Origin of the sequence: Massilia sp. CT11-137 (assembly GCF_047302885.1) — a bacterium.
In the GTDB taxonomy this organism is placed as follows: Bacteria; Pseudomonadota; Gammaproteobacteria; order Burkholderiales; family Burkholderiaceae_D; genus Telluria; species Telluria orientalis.
Window position 1 is genome coordinate 313,965 of the sequence record NZ_JBKYMP010000002.1, and the last position, 19,216, is coordinate 333,180.

At 68.2% G+C, this 19,216-nt stretch carries 17 protein-coding genes; 11 read left to right on the plus strand and 6 right to left on the minus strand.

Annotation, left to right across the window (positions count from 1 at the left end):
• Positions 1-29: 29 nt before the first annotated feature.
• The 7 genes from ACEN98_RS18165 (at position 30) to ACEN98_RS18195 (ending at position 9,097) form a co-directional block, all read left to right on the plus strand.
• Positions 30-2,447 (plus strand): 3-hydroxyacyl-CoA dehydrogenase/enoyl-CoA hydratase family protein, encoded by a 2,418-nt coding sequence (locus ACEN98_RS18165; protein WP_413386235.1) that lies wholly within the window; start codon positions 30-32, stop codon positions 2,445-2,447.
• Positions 2,448-2,490: 43 nt separating this feature from the next.
• Positions 2,491-3,687: an acetyl-CoA C-acyltransferase gene (locus ACEN98_RS18170; protein ID WP_036236445.1), complete on the plus strand. Its 1,197-nt coding sequence runs from the start codon at positions 2,491-2,493 to the stop codon at positions 3,685-3,687.
• A gap of 72 nt (positions 3,688-3,759) precedes the next feature.
• Positions 3,760-4,533: an enoyl-CoA hydratase gene (locus tag ACEN98_RS18175; RefSeq protein ID WP_413386236.1), complete on the plus strand. Its 774-nt coding sequence runs from the start codon at positions 3,760-3,762 to the stop codon at positions 4,531-4,533.
• Between the two features lie 34 nt (positions 4,534-4,567).
• The gene (locus ACEN98_RS18180) at positions 4,568-5,464 is read left to right on the plus strand and encodes a LysR substrate-binding domain-containing protein (protein ID WP_413386237.1); all 897 of its coding nucleotides are present in this window, start codon (positions 4,568-4,570) and stop codon (positions 5,462-5,464) included.
• A gap of 138 nt (positions 5,465-5,602) precedes the next feature.
• Positions 5,603-6,934 carry an MFS transporter gene (locus ACEN98_RS18185; RefSeq protein ID WP_413386238.1) on the plus strand — a complete coding sequence of 444 codons (1,332 nt, stop codon included), beginning with the start codon at positions 5,603-5,605 and terminating at the stop codon, positions 6,932-6,934.
• Positions 6,935-6,950: 16 nt separating this feature from the next.
• Positions 6,951-8,162, plus strand: a complete 1,212-nt coding sequence (locus ACEN98_RS18190) for a CaiB/BaiF CoA transferase family protein (RefSeq protein WP_413386239.1) — start codon at positions 6,951-6,953, stop codon at positions 8,160-8,162.
• Complete coding sequence (locus ACEN98_RS18195; RefSeq protein WP_413386240.1) at positions 8,159-9,097, plus strand: hydroxymethylglutaryl-CoA lyase; 939 nt, start codon at positions 8,159-8,161, stop codon at positions 9,095-9,097. Before ACEN98_RS18190 ends, ACEN98_RS18195 begins: the two co-directional genes overlap by 4 nt.
• Before the next feature lie 21 nt (positions 9,098-9,118).
• Here the strand turns inward: ACEN98_RS18195 and ACEN98_RS18200 are convergent, their stop codons facing one another.
• Positions 9,119-9,415 (minus strand): hypothetical protein, encoded by a 297-nt coding sequence (locus tag ACEN98_RS18200; protein WP_413386241.1) that lies wholly within the window; start codon positions 9,413-9,415, stop codon positions 9,119-9,121.
• A gap of 201 nt (positions 9,416-9,616) precedes the next feature.
• On the opposite strand from ACEN98_RS18200, the gene ACEN98_RS18205 reads away from it, so the two are divergent.
• Positions 9,617-11,137, plus strand: coding sequence for a CHAD domain-containing protein (locus ACEN98_RS18205; RefSeq protein ID WP_413386242.1), 1,521 nt, complete (start codon positions 9,617-9,619; stop codon positions 11,135-11,137).
• 112 nt (positions 11,138-11,249) lie between these two features.
• Here the strand turns inward: ACEN98_RS18205 and ACEN98_RS18210 are convergent, their stop codons facing one another.
• Positions 11,250-12,632, minus strand: a complete 1,383-nt coding sequence (locus ACEN98_RS18210; RefSeq protein WP_413386243.1) for a S41 family peptidase — start codon at positions 12,630-12,632, stop codon at positions 11,250-11,252.
• 199 nt (positions 12,633-12,831) lie between these two features.
• Between ACEN98_RS18210 and ACEN98_RS18215 the strand changes: the two genes are divergently transcribed.
• Both ACEN98_RS18215 and ACEN98_RS18220 read left to right on the plus strand, forming a co-directional pair.
• Complete coding sequence (locus ACEN98_RS18215; RefSeq protein ID WP_413386244.1) at positions 12,832-14,475, plus strand: acid phosphatase; 1,644 nt, start codon at positions 12,832-12,834, stop codon at positions 14,473-14,475.
• A gap of 347 nt (positions 14,476-14,822) precedes the next feature.
• Positions 14,823-15,596 (plus strand): DUF4142 domain-containing protein, encoded by a 774-nt coding sequence (locus tag ACEN98_RS18220; protein ID WP_413386245.1) that lies wholly within the window; start codon positions 14,823-14,825, stop codon positions 15,594-15,596.
• Positions 15,597-15,620: 24 nt separating this feature from the next.
• On the opposite strand, the gene ACEN98_RS18225 is transcribed toward ACEN98_RS18220, so the two are convergent.
• Together ACEN98_RS18225 and ACEN98_RS18230 are read right to left on the minus strand one after the other, a co-directional pair.
• A complete protein-coding gene (locus ACEN98_RS18225) occupies positions 15,621-16,196 on the minus strand; it encodes an FMN-binding negative transcriptional regulator (protein WP_413386246.1) in 576 nt (191 codons plus the stop codon).
• Positions 16,196-16,660, minus strand: coding sequence for an OsmC family protein (locus ACEN98_RS18230; RefSeq protein WP_413386248.1), 465 nt, complete (start codon positions 16,658-16,660; stop codon positions 16,196-16,198). The genes ACEN98_RS18225 and ACEN98_RS18230 overlap by 1 nt, the downstream gene beginning before the upstream one ends.
• A 103-nt stretch (positions 16,661-16,763) precedes the next feature.
• Here ACEN98_RS18230 and ACEN98_RS18235 point away from each other — a divergent pair, with 103 nt between their 5' ends.
• Positions 16,764-18,239: a PLP-dependent aminotransferase family protein gene (locus tag ACEN98_RS18235; protein WP_413386249.1), complete on the plus strand. Its 1,476-nt coding sequence runs from the start codon at positions 16,764-16,766 to the stop codon at positions 18,237-18,239.
• Between the two features lie 27 nt (positions 18,240-18,266).
• Here the strand turns inward: ACEN98_RS18235 and ACEN98_RS18240 are convergent, their stop codons facing one another.
• Both ACEN98_RS18240 and ACEN98_RS18245 read right to left on the minus strand, forming a co-directional pair.
• Entirely contained in the window at positions 18,267-18,635 is a 369-nt protein-coding gene (locus tag ACEN98_RS18240) for a c-type cytochrome (RefSeq protein WP_413386250.1), read from the minus strand.
• Complete coding sequence (locus ACEN98_RS18245) at positions 18,632-19,171, minus strand: c-type cytochrome (RefSeq protein ID WP_413386251.1); 540 nt, start codon at positions 19,169-19,171, stop codon at positions 18,632-18,634. The genes ACEN98_RS18240 and ACEN98_RS18245 overlap by 4 nt, the downstream gene beginning before the upstream one ends.
• Positions 19,172-19,216 lie beyond the last annotated feature (45 nt).

The following is a 19,216-nucleotide window of genomic DNA, read 5'->3' on the forward strand; positions in this document are numbered from 1 at the left end:
GACGACGACCTAACTAAGGATTACGAGAGATGACCAATTTCATCGTCAAGAAAGTCGCCGTGCTGGGCGCCGGCGTGATGGGCGCGCAGATCGCTGCGCACTGCGTCAACGCCAAGGTCCCGGTCGTGCTGTTCGACCTGCCGGCTAAGCCGGAGCAAAGCTCCGGCGGTCCGTCTAATAAGAACTCCATCGTTCTGAAAGCCATCGAGAACCTGAAAAAACTGTCGCCGGCACCGCTGGGCAACAAGGAAGATGCCGCACTGATCGAAGTCGCCAATTACGAGGACAACCTCGACGTGCTGGCCGGCTGCGACCTGATCATCGAAGCCATCGCCGAGCGCATGGACTGGAAGCACGACCTGTACAAGAAGGTCGCCCCGCACATCGGCGCCAACGCGATTTTCGCCTCGAACACGTCGGGCCTGTCGATCGAGAAGCTGGCCGAAGGCTTCGACGCCGACCTGAAGGCGCGCTTCTGCGGCGTGCACTTCTTCAACCCGCCGCGCTACATGCACCTGGTCGAACTGATCCCGACCGCGGCGACCCGTCCGGAAATCCTCGACCAGCTCGAGACCTTCCTGACCTCGACGCTGGGCAAGGGCGTCGTGCGTGCGAAAGACACGCCGAACTTCATCGCCAACCGCGTCGGCATCTTCGGCATGCTGGCCACGATCCATGAAGCCGAGAAGTTCGGTTTGAGCGTCGACGTCGTCGACGACCTGACCGGCGCCAAGCTGGGCCGCGCCAAGTCGGGCACGTTCCGCACGGCGGACGTCGTCGGCCTGGACACGATGGGCCACGTCATCAAGACGATGCAGGACAACCTGCGGGACGACCCGTTCTTCGGCGTGTACAAGACGCCGGACGTGCTGGCCAAGCTGATCGAGAAGGGCGCGCTGGGCCAGAAGACGGGCGCCGGCTTCTACAAGAAAGTCGGCAAGGACATCCTGCGCCTGGATACCGCGACGGGCGAATACGTGCCGGGCGGCGCCAAGGCGGCCGACATCGTCGCACGCATCCTGAAAGAGAAGGACCCGGTCAAGAAATTCAAGGCGATGCGCGAATCGACCAACCCGCAGGCGCAGTTCCTGTGGGCGATCTTCCGCGACGCCTTCCACTACATCGCCTTCCACCTGGACTCGATCGCCGACAACGCGCGCGACGTCGATTTCGCGATGCGCTGGGGCTTCGGCTGGAGCGTCGGCCCGTTCGAGACGTGGCAGGCCGCCGGCTGGAACACGATCGCCCAGTGGGTCAAGGAAGACATCGAAGCGGGCAAGGCCCTGACCGACGCGCCGCTGCCGGCATGGGTGTTCAGCGCCCCGGTCGCGGAGAAGGGCGTGCACACGCCTGAAGGTTCGTACTCCGTCACGAAGAACGCGTACGTGCCGCGCTCGGACCTGGCGGTCTATCAACGCCAGCAGTTCCGTGCCCCGGTCGTGGGCGCGGGCGGCGAGGATCCGAAGACCGCCGGCACCACCGTGTTCGAAGACGACTCCGTGCGCCTGTGGCACTCGGGCGACGACGTGCTGGTCATCTCGCTGAAGACGAAGATGCACGTGATCGGCGACGGCGTCATCAAGGGCATCCAGCGCGCGCTGGCCGAAGCCGAGAAGGGCTTCAAGGGCATCGTGATCTGGAATACGGATGCAGCCGACGGCGGCGCGTTCTCGGCCGGCGCCGACCTGCAATCGGCCCTGCCGGCCTTCATGGCGGGCGGCGCGAAAGCGATGGACCCGATCGTCAAGGAACTGCAGGACACGTTCATGGCGATGAAATACTCGAACATCCCGGTCGTGGCCGCGGTGGCGGGTCTCGCCCTGGGCGGCGGCTGCGAGATGGCGCTGCACGCATCGAAGCGCGTGGCCTCGATCGAGTCGTACATCGGCCTCGTGGAAGTGGGCGTCGGCCTGGTGCCGGCCGGCGGCGGCCTGAAGGAAGCGGCGGTGCGCGCGGCCAATGAATCGAAGGGCAACGACATCCTGCAATTCCTGAAGACCGGCTTCACCAACGCGGCCACCGCGCAGGTGTCGAAATCGGCCCTGGAAGCGAAGGCGATGGGCTACCTGAAGGACGACGACATCATCGTCTTCAACCCGTACGAACTGCTGCACGTGGCGAAGGTCACCGCGCGCTCGATGTTCGACGCCGGCTACCGTGCACCGCTGCGCCGCCCGGTCACCGTCACCGGCCGCTATGGCTGGGGCACGATCCGCGGCCAGCTGGTCAACATGCGCGACGGCGGCTTCATCTCGGCCTACGACTACCAGCTGGGCGACACGATCGCGGAGATCGTCTCCGGTGGTGACATCGACCAGGGCAGCGTCGTGTCCGAGCAGTGGCTGCTCGACATGGAGCGCAAGGCATTCGTTTCGCTGCTGAACAATCCGAAGACCCAGGAACGCATCATGGGCATGATGCAAAACGGGAAACCTGTCCGCAACTGAGCGGTACGTAAATAACGATACGCGGACACTAAGGACTACTGACATGAGCAAACAACTTCAAGACGCATACATCGTCGCAGCGACCCGCACCCCGATCGGCAAGGCGCCGCGCGGCTTCTTCAACAAGACCCGTCCGGACGACCTGCTGGTGCACGCGATCCGCGGCGCGATGGCTGCCGTGCCGAACCTGGACCCGGCGCTGATCGTCGACGCGATCGTCGGCTGCTCGTTCCCGGAAGCGGAGCAGGGCTTCAACGTGGCCCGTAACGCCGTCGTGCTGGCCGGCCTGCCGAACACCGTCGGCGGCGTGACCGTCAACCGCTACTGCGCCTCGGGCATCACCGCCCTGGCCATGGCCGCGGACCGCATCCGCGTCGGCGAGGCCGACGTGATGATCGCCGGCGGCGTCGAATCGATGTCGATGGTGCCGATGATGGGCCACCACCCGTCGATCAACATGGAGACGTTCAAGGACGAGAACGTGGGCCTGGCGTACGGCATGGGCCTGACGGCCGAGAAGGTCGCCGCCCAGTGGAAGGTGAGCCGCGAAGACCAGGACGCCTTCGGCCTGGAATCGCACCGCAAGGCCATCGCCGCCCAGCAGGCCGGCCTGTTCAAGGACGAGATCACCCCGGTGGAAATCGTCACCCGCACGCCGGACCTGGCGACCGGCGAGATCAAGGTCAAGCGCCGCACCGTCGACCTGGACGAAGGCCCGCGCGCCGACGCCAGCATGGAAGGCATGGCGAAACTGAAGCCCGTCTTCGCCGCCAAGGGCAGCGTGACGGCCGCGACGTCGTCGCAGATGTCGGACGGCGCCGGTGCGCTGATCGTCGTCAGCGAAAAGATCCTGCGCGAACACAACCTGACCCCGCTGGCCAAGTTCTCGTCGTTCGCCGTGCGCGGCGTGCCGCCGGAGATCATGGGCATCGGTCCGAAGGTCGCGATTCCCGCAGCGCTGGCCGCCGCCGGCATCACCCAGGACCAGCTGGACTGGATCGAACTGAACGAAGCCTTCGCGGCACAGGCATTGGCCGTCATCCGCGACCTGAACCTGGACACCAGCAAGGTGAACCCGATGGGCGGCGCGATCGCCCTCGGCCACCCGCTGGGCGCGACCGGTGCGATCCGCGCCGCGACCGTCGTCCACGCCCTGCGCCGCAACAACCTGAAGTACGGCATGGTCACCATGTGCGTCGGCGCCGGCATGGGCGCGGCGGGCATCATCGAACGCGTGTAATCCACACGACGTGAACGGAAGGGGCGCTGTGGCACAACCGCAGCGCCCTTTTTTATACAACGGAGACACTGAATGGACATCCTGAGCACCACCGCCGACGGCATCCTCACCCTCGAATTCAACCGCCCGGAACGCAAGAACGCCATCACGGGCGCCATGTACACCCTGCTGGCCGATGCGCTGCGCGCGGCCGACACCGACCCCGCCATCCGCGCCATCCTCATCACGGGCAAGCCCGAGATCTTCACGGCCGGTAACGACCTGGAAGATTTCCTGCACAACGTGGGCGAAGGCGCGATGACGGAATCGCGCCCCGTGTTCCAGTTCATGCGCGCGCTGGAAGGCTGCTCGAAGCCCGTGGTCGCGGCCGTCGCCGGCGCCGCCGTCGGCATCGGCACCACGCTGCTGATGCACTGCGACCTCGTCTACTGCGCCGATAACGCGAAATTCTCGATGCCGTTCTCGCAGCTGGGCCTGTGCCCCGAGTTCGCATCGTCGCTGCTCGTCGCGCAATCGGCGGGCTACACCCGCGCTGCCGAAAAGCTGATGCTGGGCGAAGCCTTCGGCGCGCAGGAAGCGTTCGAGATGGGCATCGTGGCGCGCGTGTTGCCGGCCGCCGAGCTGCTGTCCTTCGCGCAGGGGCAGGCCGCCAAGCTGGTCAAATTGCCGGCGGCGTCGATCCGCACGACCAAGGCCCTGATGAAGCGCTCGCGTGCGGCGCTGGTAAAGGACGCCATCGCCGCCGAGAACGAGCGGTTCAGCGCGATGCTGACCGGGGCGGAGGCCAAGGAAGCCTTCACGGCGTTCTTCGAGAAGCGCAAGCCGGACTTCAGCAAGTTCGACTGATGACCGCGGGCCGGGATCGGTGCACAATGGTTTCATGAACCTGCACCGTCTCGACCTCGTTTCACTTTCCCTGTTCAGCCACGTCGTCCGCTCCGGCAGCATCAGCAAGGGCGCGCTGGTCGCCAACCTGGCCGTCGGGGCGGCGAGCAAGCGCATCTCCGACCTGGAGGCCGCCGTCGGCGCCGCGCTGTTCGAACGCCATTCGCGCGGCATCACGCCCACTGCGGCCGGCCTGGCGCTGGCGCGGCACGCGCAGCGCATCCTCGGCGACGTCAACCTGCTGGCAGCCGAGCTGCACGACCACGCCAGCGGCATCGTCGGCGTGGCGCGCCTTTGGGCCAATACTTCCGCCATCACCCAGTTCCTGCCGGCCGACATCGCTGCCTTCGCCAGGGCCAATCCGGCGATCCGGATCGAGCTCGCTGAGCTCAACAGCAACGAGATCGTGCTGGGCGTGCTGGAGGGCCGCGCCGACATCGGCATCTTCGCCGACCGCACGCCGGCCCTCGGCCTGCACCTGATGCCGTATCGCGAAGACCGCCTCGTGCTCGTGGTCCCGGCCGGCCACGCGCTCGCGCGCCGGCGCAGCCTGGGCTTCGAGGAGGCGGCGGACTTCGACGTCGTCAGCCTGTCGCAGGGCACGTCGCTGGCGCAGCGCCTGCAGGCCGAGACGGAAGCGATGGGCCGGCGCCTGCGCGTGCGCATCCAGGTGCGCAGCTTCGATGCGATGTGCCAGATGGTGGCGGCCGGCCTGGGCGTCGCGGTGCTGCCGGCCGACGCCGTGCGCGCGCTCGTGCGCTCGCTGAACCTGCGCCAGATCCCGCTGACGGATGCGTGGGCGCGGCGCCAGCTCCTGATCGGCGTGCGCGACCTGGAGACGCTGCCGCGTCACGCGCGCCTGCTGGTGGACCATCTGGGCGCCGGGGCCTGACACCTGGCGAGCTTTCGCGAAACGCGAAAGCGGGGTTCACACCTTGGTCATTCCGCGTCCGGAGGCGTGCTGCCAGAATCGCATCATCACGCCACCAAGAGCGTGCTTCATTCGACGACTATCCATCCGGAGACAACAATGAGCAAGATTCTTTCCGCCCCGGCCGGCGCGGCCGACGCCGCCGTGCCGGACATGGCGCGGATCGTGGCGAAGGTGGCATGGCGCATCATGCCCCTCATCATGGTCTGCTACCTGTTCGCCTTTTTCGACCGCATCAACATCAGCTTCGCCAAGTTCGCGCTGCAGAGCAGCCTGTCGCTGTCCGACACGGCGTACGGCCTCGGTGCCGGCCTGTTCTCGGTCGGCTACGTCCTGTTCGAAGTCCCCAGCAACATGATGCTGTACAAGGTCGGCGCGCGGCGCTGGATCGCGCGCATCATGGTCTCGTGGGGCATCGCCACCGCGCTGATGGCGCTGGTGCAGACCGAATGGCAGTTCTACGTGCTGCGCTTCCTGATCGGCGCCATGGAGGCCGGCTTCGCGCCCGGCGTGCTGTACTTCCTTACGCTGTGGTTCCCGACCGCCTACCGCGGCCGCATCACCTCGATGCTGTTCCTCGCGTCGGCATTCTCGGGCCTCGTCGGTGCGCCGGCCGCCGGCCTCGTGCTGGCCCACCTGGACGGCGTGCTGGGCATGTCCGGCTGGCACTGGCTGTTCCTCGTGGGCGGCCTGCCGTGCGTGCTGCTGGGCGCCATCGTGTTCCTCGTGCTGAAGGACCGCGTCGAGGATGGGTCCTGGCTCGCGCCCGACGAACGCGCGCTGCTGGCCGCGCGCATCGCCGAACAGAACCGGAGAATCGGCAGCCACTCGCTGCTGGGCGCCCTCAAGACGCCGGGCTTTTTCACGCTGGGCCTCGTCTACTTCCTGATCCAGGTGAGCTCCTATGGCCTGAACTTCTGGGCGCCGCACATGATCCGCAGCGCCGGCACCACCAGCCCGACGACCATCGGCCTGCTCACGGCGGTGCCCTACCTGTGCGGTGCGATCGCGATGGTGGCCGTGGGCCGGCTGTCGGATGCCAGCGGCGAGCGCACGAAGTTCGTGATCGGCCTCGTGCTGCTGGGCGCGGTGGGCTTTTGCGGCGCCGGCCTGTTCGACCACCAGCCCGGCCTGCTGGTCGCGGCACTGGCCGTGATGGGCGCGGGTGTGGTAGCGTCGATCCCCGCGTTCTGGGCGCTGCCGCCGAAACTGGTGACGGGTGCCGGCGCGGCGGGCGGTATCGCGCTGATCAATACGTTGGGACAGCTGGGCGGCATCGTCAGCCCGGTGATGGTCGGACGCATCAAGGACGTCACCGGCAGCACGACGCCCGCCCTGTACGTGATCGCGGCGCTGGGCGTGGCCTGCGCCGGTGTGCTGGCGTTCGGCCTGCCCGACCGGCTGCGCCAGCGCGAACAATCTGCAAACTGACGAGGACAACATGAGCATGACGGCTTCAGGCACGATGTCCGCCAACGCCCTGCAGGGCGTGCGCGTGATCGAGATGGGACAATTGATCGCCGGCCCGTTCGCCGGCAAGACGCTGGGCGATTTCGGCGCCGACGTGATCAAGATCGAGGCGCCGGGCACGGGCGACCCGCTGCGCAACTGGCGCATGATGAAGGACGGCACCTCCGTCTGGTGGCAGGTCCAGTCGCGCAACAAGCGCTCGCTCGCCCTCGACCTGAGAAGCGAAGAAGGGCAGGACGTCGCGCGCAAGCTGATCGCCGAGGCCGACGTGCTCGTCGAGAACTTCCGTCCCGGCACGCTGGAAAGCTGGGGCATGGGGTGGGACGTCCTGTCCGAACTGAATCCGGGTCTCGTCATGCTGCGCATTTCCGGCTACGGCCAGACGGGGCCGTACCGCGACCTGCCGGGCTTCGGCGCGATCGGCGAAGCGATGGGCGGCCTGCGTCACCTGACCGGCGAGCCGGGCCGCGTGCCGGTACGCTGCGGCATCTCGATCGGCGACACTCTGGCCGCGCTGCACGGTACCATCGGCGTGCTGACGGCGCTGTACCACCGCAAGGTCAACGGCGGCAAAGGGCAGGTGATCGACGTCGCGCTGCACGAAGCCGTGTTCAACGTGATGGAAAGCCTGATCCCCGAATACAGCGCGTTCGGCGCCGTGCGCGAGGCCGCCGGCAGCGCGTTGCCGGGCATTGCCCCGTCGAATGCCTACCGCTGCGTGGACGGCTACGTGCTCGTCGCGGGCAATGGCGACAGCATTTTTAAACGCCTGATGCAGGCGATCGGCCGGCCCGACCTGGGCGACGCGCCTGACCTCGCGAACAATGCGGGCCGCGTCGCGCGCGTGGACGAGATCGATGCGGCCATCGGCACATGGACGGCCGAGCGTACCGTGGCGGACGTCCTGGACGTGCTGGGCGCGGCGAAAGTCCCGGCCGGCAAGGTCTACACGGCGAAGGACATCGCGGAAGACCCGCACTACCGGGCCCGCGACATGATCCTGACGCAGCAGACGAGAGAAGGCTACGAGGTCGAGGTGCCGGGCATCGTGCCGAAGCTGATGGGCACGCCGGGCAGCGTGCGCTCGGCCGCGCCGCGGCTGGGCGAGGACACGAATGCCGTGTTGCGCGAGATCGGCCTCACCGACGACCAGATCGCGGCGCTGCGCGCGCGCAAGGTGGTGGCATGAGCGCCTGGACCGGGGCCGGCCGCCGCATCCACCTCCAGGAAGTCGGCCTGCGCGACGGCCTGCAGGCCGAGTGCCGCTTCGTGCCGACGGCCGACAAGATCGCCCTGGCCGACCTGCTGTCGGGCGCGGGACTCGCCAAGCTCGAAGTCAGCTCCTTCGTGTCGCCGAAGGCCGTGCCGGTGCTCGCGGATGCGGCCGACGTATTCGGCGGCATCGCGCGCGCACCGGGCGTCGTGTACAGCGCCCTCGTGCCGAACGTGCGCGGGGCCGAGCGTGCCGTGGCGGCGGGCGTGGGTGAGATGAATCTCGTCATGTCGGCCAGCGAAAGCCACAACCTGTCCAACCTGCGCATGACGCGTGCACAATCGTTCGCCGGACTGGCCGACGTCGCGGCACTGGCGCGGCGCCACGGCGTCGCCGTCAACGTGTCGCTGTCGTGCAGCTTCGGCTGCCCGATGGAAGGCGATGTGCCGCAGCAGGACGTGCTGGACTGGTGCGCCCGCTTCGTCGGCGAACTCGGCGTGCACGGCATCACGCTGTGCGACACCACCGGCATGGCCTATCCGACCCAGGTGCGCGCGCTGACGGAAGCCGTACGCGCGCGCTGGCCCGGCATCGAACTCACGCTGCACTTCCACAACACGCGCGGCATGGGCCTCGCGAACGTGCTGGCCGCCATCGACGCGGGTGCCGACCGCTTCGACGCCTCCTTCGGCGGCATCGGCGGCTGCCCGTATGCGCCCGGTGCCACCGGCAACGTGTGCACGGAGGAGGTCGTGCACGCGCTCGAGCTGATGGGCTACGACACCGGCGTCGACCTGGCCCGGCTGCTGCAGGCCGCGGTCCGCCTGCAGGACCTCGTCGGCCACGAGGTGCCCAGCCAGATCGTCAAGGCCGGCCGCAGGCTGGACCTGCACCCACGGCCGGCCACCTGAGCGCATCGGTCAGCGCGTCTGTCAGCTCACTTCGCAGCGCGCGATCTCCGTCCGCCCGTGCCCGGCCACGATCCCGCTGCCGTACACGGGCAGGTCGAGATAGGCCCGCTCCGTCGCACGCACGGCCAGCACATACGCCTGGCGTCCCGTCTTGTGGCGCAGGACGACGTGCGCGACGTAGCCGGGCGCCAGCACGCGCTGCGTCTTGCGCTTGCCCAGGTCGAGGTAGCCGAACTGCAGCGTCGCCGATTCCGTGCTCACGTGCGCAGCGCGCGCGTGGCTGAAATAGCGGATCGCCTCGACACCGAACCGTGCCATATCTGTCTCCCTGGAAATGCAGCCTGCATGAATGCCCGGACAGCTTCCGTACGGTAGCGGTACACGGCCGGCGCCGGACTGTTCTGCATCACGCGTGCTTGCGCGCGGGGTTGATCCAACGCGGGTACGTGAGCGCCGATTCGTGTGTCGACCTCGAAGGCGATGCGCTACAGTAAGAGGACGGGATGACAGGAGAAACCGATGGAATGTGAAATCAAACTGGCCGTGGACGCGACGAGCGCCGCGCAGTTGAAAAAATCCGCCGTGCTGCGCGAGCACGCCGTGTCGAAGCCGCGCGACCAGGAACACGTCGACCGCTATTTCGACACCGGCGGCTTCGACTTGTGGAAGCATGGCTTCGCCCTGCGCGTGCGCAGCGCCGGGGAGCGTCACGTGCAGACCCTGAAGGGCGGCGGCAGCGCCGTGGCCGGCCTGCACCGGAGAACCGAGCTGGAAGCCGAGATTGCGTCCGAGGTGCCCGACCACGACCTGTTCGACCGCCAGCTGCGCGAAGCGTTGCCCGACCTCGCGCACAGCCTGGACGGCCGGCAGCTTGCACCCGAGCCGGTCTTCGTCAACCGCACGAAGCGCACGACGTGGATGCTGGCCCTGCCGGACGGCACCCACGTCGAGTGCGCGCTGGACGTGGGCGAACTGCAGCACGGCGAGCGCAAGACGGCGGTGCGCGAGCTGGAGCTGGAAGTGAAGGATGGCGATCCGGCCTGTCTGTACGAATTGGCGCAGCGGGTGCACGAGGCGACGCCCGTGCGCATCGAAAACATCAGCAAGGCCGAGCGCGGCTATGCGCTGGCGACCGATGACAAGGCGCACGCCGTCAAGGCCACGCCCGTGACGCTCAAGCGCAAGGCCACGCTGGGCGAGGCGCTGGGCGGCATCCTGCAGAACTGCCTGCAGCAGATGCAGGCCAACGAACGGGGCGTGCTGGCGGGCGACGTCGAGAGCCTGCACCAGATGCGCGTCGGCCTGCGCCGCCTGCGCGCGGCCCAGGACATGGTCGACGGGCTCGTGACGCTGCCGGAACCGCTGGCGGCCGATATCGACTGGTTCGCCGGCGAACTGGGCGACGCACGCAACTGGGACGTGTTCCTCGAATCCGTGCTGCCCGGCCTGCCGCTGGCCGAGGACCAGAAGCCGTCGCTGGCGCGCGTGGAAGCGGCCGCGCGCGAGGAGGCGGAGCGTCATCGGGCGCGCGTGCGCTCGGCCGTCGGCGGCCCGCGCTACACGACCCTGATGCTCGCGCTGGGCGGCTGGATCGCGGGCAAGGGCTGGCACCATACTGCGCTGCCGGCCGATCCGCTCGAACAGAAGATCGCGAAGGCCGCGCCGCAGCTCGTGCAGCACGCGGCCGCGCGCGTGCGCAAGCGCGCCCGCGGCTACGACCTGAAACGGCCGGAGTGCCTGCACAAGGTGCGCATCGCGGCCAAGAAGGAACGTTATGCGCGCGAGTTCTTCTCCGCGTTGTCGCACGACCGCAAGGCGACGAAACGGCACGCTCTCTTGAGCGGCATGCAGGACGAGCTGGGCGAGATCAACGATGCGTTCGTGGCACGCGAACTGGTTGCCCAACTGCGTGACCGCGTGCCGCAGGAGGCGGGGCTGCTCGGCTTCATCGAAGGCGTGCTGGCCGCGCGCGCGCTGGAGGCGATGCCGCGCGCGCGCCGTCACGTCAAGGACAGTCTGCGCGCCAAGGCACGCTTCTAGAATTGGTGCCGGTATGTTTCCCGACCGCCGGCGCCGGTAGGGCGGCCGAGCCGCCATGTGCTCTCTTCCCTGGGAGCGATGCGTATTCTGACGCGGGATTGTGACGTGATCGTTACGGCGCGGCGTTCGCCGCCAGCGGCGCACCGCTCCAGCGGCGCAACAGGGCCGCGAGCGTGGACGAACGCTTGTCCTCCGGCGTGAGGACGGCCACCGCGGTCTGCAGGGCCTTGTCGTCGCGCGTGCCGAACGCGCTCGTGGACTCGACCGGTTCGCGTTTCGTTTCCGCCATCGTGTCGAGCGGCTGCGTCGCGGGCAGGTGTTTTGCCAGGTCGGCTTCGCGCAGCAACAGGTCGTCGTCGGCGGCCACCGCGGGTGTCACGACGATGTCGGGCGTGACGCCGCGCGCCTGGATCTCGTGGCCGTTCGGCGTGAAGTAGCGCGCCACGGTGAACTTGATGCCGCTGTCCGCGTCCAGCCCGATGACGGACTGGATCGAACCCTTGCCGAACGTGCGCGTGCCGATGACGGTGGCGCGGTGCTGGTCCTGCAGGGCACCCGTGACCAGTTCCGCGGCCGACGCGGACGCGCCGTTCACGAGCACCGTCAGCGGCACGGTGCGGGTCCACGCGGGCAGGCCGGCCAGCACGTCGGGCTGGCCTTGCTGGCGGTAGTAGCGCTCGTCGACGGTGACGGTGGCGTTGGCGCCCGGTTCGCGTCCGCGCGCCGAGAACAGCACGGTGCCCGGCTGCAGGAACGCGCCCGCGACCGCGACGCCCGTCGACACCAGGCCGCCCGGATCGTTGCGCAGATCGAGAATCAGGCCGCGCGGGTTGTCCAGTTTCTTCAGGGCCGCCGCGAGGTCGGCCGCCGTGGCGCCGCCGAATTCCGAGATGCGGATCCACGCGAGGCCCGGCGCCGCCATCTTCACGCGCATCGTGTCGTTGTGCAGGTCGGCGCGCGTGATGCGCAGCGTTTCGACCTTGTTGCGGCGCGCGATGCCGATGGCGACCACGGTGCCCGGCGCGCCGTGCATGCGCCGCGCGACGTCGTCGCCCGCCATGGCGGCGACGGGCGCGCCGTCCACCGAGACGATCACGTCGCCTGGCCGGACGCCCGCGCGTTCGGCCGGCGAGCCTTCGGTGGCGGACACCACGCGCAACTGCTTGCGGTCGCCTTCGACCTCGATGCCGATGCCCACGTACTCGCCGCTGTTCTCGCGCCCGACGTCGCGCATGGCGTCCTTGTCCAGGTAGCGCGAGTGCGCGTCGAGCGCGGCCAGCATGCCGGACAGGGCGCCGTCGAACAGCGTGTTGTCGTCCGCCTCGCCGACATAGTTCTGCTTGATCAGGGCGTAGACCTCCAGCAGCCGTTCCACCTGCGCCTGCGGCAGTTTCAGCGTCGGCCGCGCGGTGGGGGCCGGCGTGTCGTCGGCGTGGGCGAGGGGCGCGCAGGCCAGGAAGAGTGCGCCGAGGACGGCGAGCGCGGTGCGTTTCATGGTGATCCTTTCGTCGATTCGTTCCCGGATTCTGGCCCGGCGGGATGTTAAGCGCGGTTAAGCGCAACTGAGCGCGGGTAAATCGGCGTTAAGGAGTTGTAAGCGATCGCTGTCGTTTTTGCCCGTATTGACGGGCTTTTTTCTTTTCCTGATGGCAAAAAGAACAGATAATCGATGCTTTGCGCCCCAGGAGAACGCCATGCAGGATCACGACGACGACCACCCCGCCAGCCCCGCGCGCCGCCGCATCTTCCAGGCCGCGGCCGCCGTGGGCCTGTCGGCGTCGATCGCGCCACCGGCCGCAGAAGCGAAGCCGGCCAAGGCGGTGAAGCCGGTCGCGGGCTCGCTGGACGCCAAGCTGAAGGCGCATGTCAAGAACGTCGTCGTGATCTACCTGGAGAACCGCAGCTTCAACAACCTGTTCGCGGACTTCCCCGGCCTGGCGCAACCGCTGCCGGCGGCGAACGCCGTCCCGCAGAAGGACCGCGACGGCAGCGTCCTGCCGGAACTGCCGAAGATCTGGGGCGGCATGGTGCCCGCGCGCCAGAACATCGGCGGCACGGATTACCTGATCAGGGAAGACGACATCCAGCATCTTCCCAACGCGCCGTTCAGGCTGACGGATGCCGCCGGCAAGCCGCTGCCGGAAGCGATCGTCACGCGCGACCTGTGGCATCTGTTCTACCAGAACCAGATGCAGATCAACGGCGGCAAGAACGACGGCTTCGTCGCGTGGGGCGACAACGGCGCGCTGACGATGGGGCATTACGGCGAGACGTCGAAGAACCTGGGCCTGTGGCAGATCGCGCGCCAATTCACGCTGTGCGACAATTTCTTCATGGGCGCGTTCGGCGGCTCCTACCTGAACCACCAGTTCCTGGTCAGCGGCCGGGTACCGGAATTCTTCGATGCGGCGTCCACGCCGGCCGCGAAGAAGATCGCGGTGCTGGAAGACGGCCCGACGGGCGTCCGTCTCGCGCTTGCGCCGGATTCGCCCAAGTCCGCGCTGGAGGGCAAGCCGAAGTTCGTCAACAACGGCGCCATCACGCCGGACGGCTACGCGGTCAACACGATGGCGCCGCCGTTCCAGCCGAGCTGGGTGCGCCCGGCACCGGGCGGCGATGCGCACCTGGCCGATCCGCAAGACCCGGCCGTGCTGCCGCCGCAGACGTATCGAACGATCGGCGACCTGCTGTCCGAAAAGGGCGTCAGCTGGGCGTGGTACGCGGGAGCGTGGCAGGCGGCGCTGGATGGCCGCGGCGAAGGCGAGCGGCCGAACTTCCAGTTCCACCACCAGCCGTTCAACTATTTCAGGCAGTTCGGACCGGGCACCGCGGCGCGCGCCGAGCACCTGCGCGACGGCGGCATGGGCGACAGCCCGATCTCGAACAAATTCATCGCCGACGCCATTGCCGGCAGGCTGCCGGCCGTTACGTTCTACAAGCCGCAGGGGAACCTGAACCTGCACGCGGGCTATTCGGACGTGGAGTCCGGCGATGCCCACGTGGCCAACGTGATCGAGCACCTCAAGAAGTCGCCGCAGTGGAAGGACATGGTCGTCGTCGTCACCTTCGACGAGAACGGCGGCTGGTGGGACCACGTGGCGCCGCCGCAGGGCGACCGCTGGGGTCCGGGTTCGCGCATCCCCGCAATCGTCATCTCGCCGTACGCGAAGAAGGGCGCCGTCGACCACAACTTCTACGACACGACGTCGATCCTGCGCTTCATCACGCGCCTGCACGGCCTGCCGCTGCTGGAGGGTTTGGCCGCGCGTAACGCGGCGTTCGCGGCACGCGGGGCGCGTCCGCCGGGCGACCTGACAGGGGCGCTGAGCTTCCGCTGATCGACAATTCGGGGTCGACAATTCGGGGTCAGAGCCCATTTTTTGGCACGATCTCGGCAGCAACTTGTTGAGGGCGACGGTACCGGCCTGCCCGTCCAGATGGGCAGGCCGGTACCTGCATTCGGCGCCTCGTGCATATCAGGACATTGATCTGAAATGTGCTCTGACCCCGAATTTGAGGCCGTTCATTCTTCGCATATCGATAAAACTTTCCTGCTGGCTAACGCGCGCTGTTCAAGAAAACGCGGCGATACACTTTGCCACGGCCGTTGTCATTCCAACACGAGCTTGCGCACTGCGGCCCCCGCCAGGCGCCAACTTCATAACAGAGTTCAGGAGAGCGAAACATGCAGAACAAGAACACCTTGAAAGGGCTGCTGGCCGTCTCGGCAGTGGCAGCGATGTTCGCCACCGTCGGCGTACACGCCCAGACGGCGGCGGTCAGCCAGACCCCGAGCCAGACCGGCACCAGCAGCACGCCCGGCAAACAGAACACGTCGGGTAAAACCACCCGCGAAGGCACCATCGACAACACCAACAGCACCGGCATGGAAAACCGCGGCAAGCAGGCGGGTGCGGCCGGCATGACCAGCCAGAGCGCCACCTCGAGCATGGGCGCCAGCGGCGCCGGCCAGTCGGCGGCGGGTACGGCCACCGGCGCGAAGCTGAGCGCCGGCGACGAGAAGATTCTCAAGGATATGGCAATGGCCAATATGGCCGAAGTCGAGGGTGGCAAGCTCGCCCAGAGCAAGAGCCAGAGCAGCGAGGTGAAAGCGTTCGCCCAGCAGATGATCGACGACCATACCGCCAACCTGAACGAAGTCAAGGCGCTGGCCCAGGCGCGCGGCGTGACCCTGCCGACCGAGCCGGACGCCAAGCACAAGGCCATGGCCGCCAAGCTGGAAAAGATGAGCGGCGACGCCTTCGACAAGGCCTACATGAAGCAGGCCGGCGTCCAGGATCACAAGACTGTCCACGCCAAGCTGGTGGCGGCGTCGAAGAAGGCCAAGGATCCGGAAGTGAAGGCCCTCGTCGACAAGACCGAGCCGGTCGTCGCGCAACACCTCAAATCGGCCGAGCAGATGCCGATGGCCAAGACCGGTACGACGTCGGGCAAATAAGCCGGCAGATAAGGACTGCCGGCGTTATCCCATCGCAGCCAGCACGCGCGCCCGGTCCTCGGGCGTGCGGTTCTGGCTCATCTTGAATTTCGCTTCGAGGCGTTCGATGGCGATCTCGATGCCGACGGTCGTCCGCACGACCTTGTCGATGAACTCGCGCGGCGCATCCTCCACCTTCCACCCTTCACGCGAATCTTCGTGGCGTCCCGTCAGGCGCGTCATCTGGCCGAGGATCCACGCCGGATCGTCGATCGCTCGCAGCCGCCCGTGCGCATGCACGACCTGGTAATTCCACGTCGGCACCACGCGTCCCCCGGCCGCCTCGACGTCGTACAGCAGCGGCGATACATAGCTGGACGCGCCCTGGAACAGCACGAGCACGGCCGCATCGTCCGCCTGCCAGATCGGATTCGCGCGTGCCACGTGGGCACGCAGCAGGCCGTGCGGCGCCGCGTCGGTGGGCGCCGCCAGCCCGAACGGGATGTGGTCTCCTTCCAGCCCGCCGGCGCCGAGGCGCACGAGCGCGCCCAGCGGGTTGGCGGCGATCAGGTCCAGCATGTCGGCCTCGTCGGCCACGGCAAATTGTCTCGGCACGTACATTATTCGAACCCTTCCACGACGACGTCTCCCTTCAGCGAATTGGCGATGTAGCAGCGCGCATGCGCTTCGTGATGCAGCTCGGCCAGCGCGGCGCGGTCCGGCTGCCGCTCGCCGCCGAACGCGATGACGGGATCGAGCACGATGCGGGTGATGGCCGCGCGGCCGTCCGGACCGGTATCGAGCAGGCCGACGGCGTGGTCGAGGTAGCGGTCGACCACGTAGCCGCGCGCGGCCGCGAGCGACAGGAAGAACAGCATGTGGCAGCTGGCGGCGGCCGCGACGAGGGCTTCCTCGGGATCGACGGCGGCCGGGTCCGACAACGGCACGGGCACGGACAAGGGCGACGAGGAGGCCGGCACGTCCAGCCCGCCATCGAAGCGCCAGCGGTGCGCGCGGCTGTAGCGCAGGTCGGTGAAGGCCTGGTCGCCGCGCTGCCAGGCCAGGATGGCTTCGAATCGTTTCATCATCTCTCCGTGTGCGAACGAGCTGTCATCTTAAGTTCAAGGATGGCTTGCTCAAATGACCAATTAACGCCAAGATGACCGTACCAATCCGCACCCCGCCGCCATGCACGTCCACGACATCCTCGCCGCAGCCACGCTCGAGCGCGATTCCCCGGCACCGCTGTTCCGCCAGCTGTACGTCCACCTGAAGGACGCGATCCTCGACGGCCGCATCGCCGCCGGCGTGCGCCTGCCCGCCACGCGCACCCTGTGCGGCCTGTTGAACGTGTCGCGCCAGACCGTGCTCGCCGCGTACGAGCAGCTGATGGCCGAGGGTTATCTGCAGGGCACGGTGGGGAAGGGCACGTTCGTCAGCGCGTCGCTGCCGGCCAGTGCGCGTGCGGGCGATGCCGCCGCGGCGCCGATGGTGCGGCCGCTGTCGGCGCGCGGAGAACTCATCGCGGGCGGCATGGCGCGCGTGCTGCACCACGCTGGGCCGCTGCGCGCCTTCCGCGCCAGCATGCCGGGCCTGGACCTGTTCCCGTTCGACGTCTGGCGCCGGCTGGAAGCGCGCCACTGGCGCCATTCGACCGGCGCGCTCGGCTACGGCCCCGGCGCCGGGTACGCGCCGCTACGGGAGCTGCTGTGCGCCTACCTGAAGGCGTCGCGCGGGGTGCAGTGCACGCCGGACCAGGTCGTGATCACGTCCGGCTCGCAGCAGGCGCTGTACCTGCTGGCCCAGCTGCTGCTCGCGCCGGGCGAAGCGATGTGGATCGAATCGCCCGGCTACCAGGGCGCGGTGGCGCCGTTCACCGTGGCCGGTGCGCGCGTCTGTCCGGTGCCCGTCGACGCCGAGGGCATGGACGTCGCGTACGCGGCAAAGCACTATCCCGATGCGCGCCTCGCGTTCGCGACGCCGTCGCACCAGCTGCCGCTGGGCGTGACCATGAGCCTGCGCCGCCGTCTCGAACTGCTGCGCTGGGCCGAGGCGAACCGCGCATGGATCGTCGAGGACGATTACGACAGCGAATACCGCCACACGGGGCCGCCCCTCGCGTCGCTGCAAAGCATGGACCGCGCGGGCTGCGTGATCTACGTGGGCACGTTGTCGAAGGTGCTGTTCCCCGCGCTGCGGCTGGGCTACGTCGTGGCGCCGCCCGCGCTGGCCGCGGCGCTGGCGCGCGCAAAGGCCGTCGTCGACCGCCACAGTCCCATCGTGCCGCAGGCGACGCTCGCCGACTTCATCGCCGGCGGCCACTTCGCGCGCCACATCCGCCGCACGCGCGACGCGTATGGCGAGCGCCGGCAAGCCCTCGTCGATGCGCTCGATGCGCGTCTCAAGGGCCGGCTGCGCCAGGGCCCGTCGGACGCGGGCCTCGACCTGTGCGTGCATTTCACCGAGAGGCTGGACGAGGAAACGGTCGCCCGGCACGCCCGCGATGTCGGCGTGGACGTGCGCACGCTGGGCTATTACACGAATCCGCAGGCGGGCGCCGCCTGCGCCATCGATCCCGGGCTGCTGCTCGGCTTTTCCGCGTTCACGCCGGACGTGATCCGCACCGGGGTGGACGACCTGGCCCGTGCGATCGAACGGGCGTAAGGCGGGCACCCCGTGCCCACGCGTGCTTCAGTGTGAAAGCAGCCAGGCGCTCATGTCGATCGCATCGCGCTCGGACACGCCCAGCACGGGCATTGCGGTTTTCGGGTCGATGGCCTGCGGATCGCGGATCCAGCGCACGAGATTCGCCTGGTTGTTCGGCAGCGTGCCGGCGATGATGGGGCGCTTCGCCATGTCTTCGAGCGGCCGCCCCACCCAGACCTTCGAGCCGGTCACGCCGGGGATCATGTGGCACGCGCGGCAGCCGTACTGCGCGAGGGCGATGCGGCCGCGCGCGGCGTCGCCCCGCAGGCCGGCGGGGGCGCGGTTCGCGTCGCCGCAGCCGGCTTGCAGGAGCGCCGCGAGTACGAGGGCAAGGACGAGCGCGAGCCGGTTCATTTCTTCGCCTCCGCCGTCATTGCCCGGTAATCGTCCGCGCTCTGCGTGGGCAGCTGCATGATGAACGCCACCGTGGACCACAGCTCGTCCTCGCTCAGATGGTATTCCCAGCCCGGCATGCCGCTCATCTTGATGCCGTGCCGCGTGATCCAGTACAGCTCGCGCGGTTTCCAGTGGCGCGTGGCGTCCACCAGCGGACCGGGCACGGGCTGCATGCTCAGGCCATGCTTGCCGGGCGCCGTGCCGGGACCGCCGTGGCACTGGGCACAGTTGTCGCGGTAGACGGCCGCGCCGCGCAGCACCTGCTCGTGGTTGCCCAGCGCGGGTTCGGCCACGCTCTTCGCATGGCGCCGCACCGAGTAATGCATGGCTTGTTCGAGCGTGCCGTAGACGAACGGGAAGTGCTGCGTGGTGGCGCCGATGTCGTACCAGCCGGCGCGCAGCACGACGAAGCCCGCGAGCGCGGCGGCCATCCCCGATCCCAGCAGGGTAGCGATGATGGTCATCATGATCAGGCGGGCGCGCGTGGCGGGCATGCGAGTGTCCCAAACGAATCGTGTTAAAAAAAATGCATCGTCTCC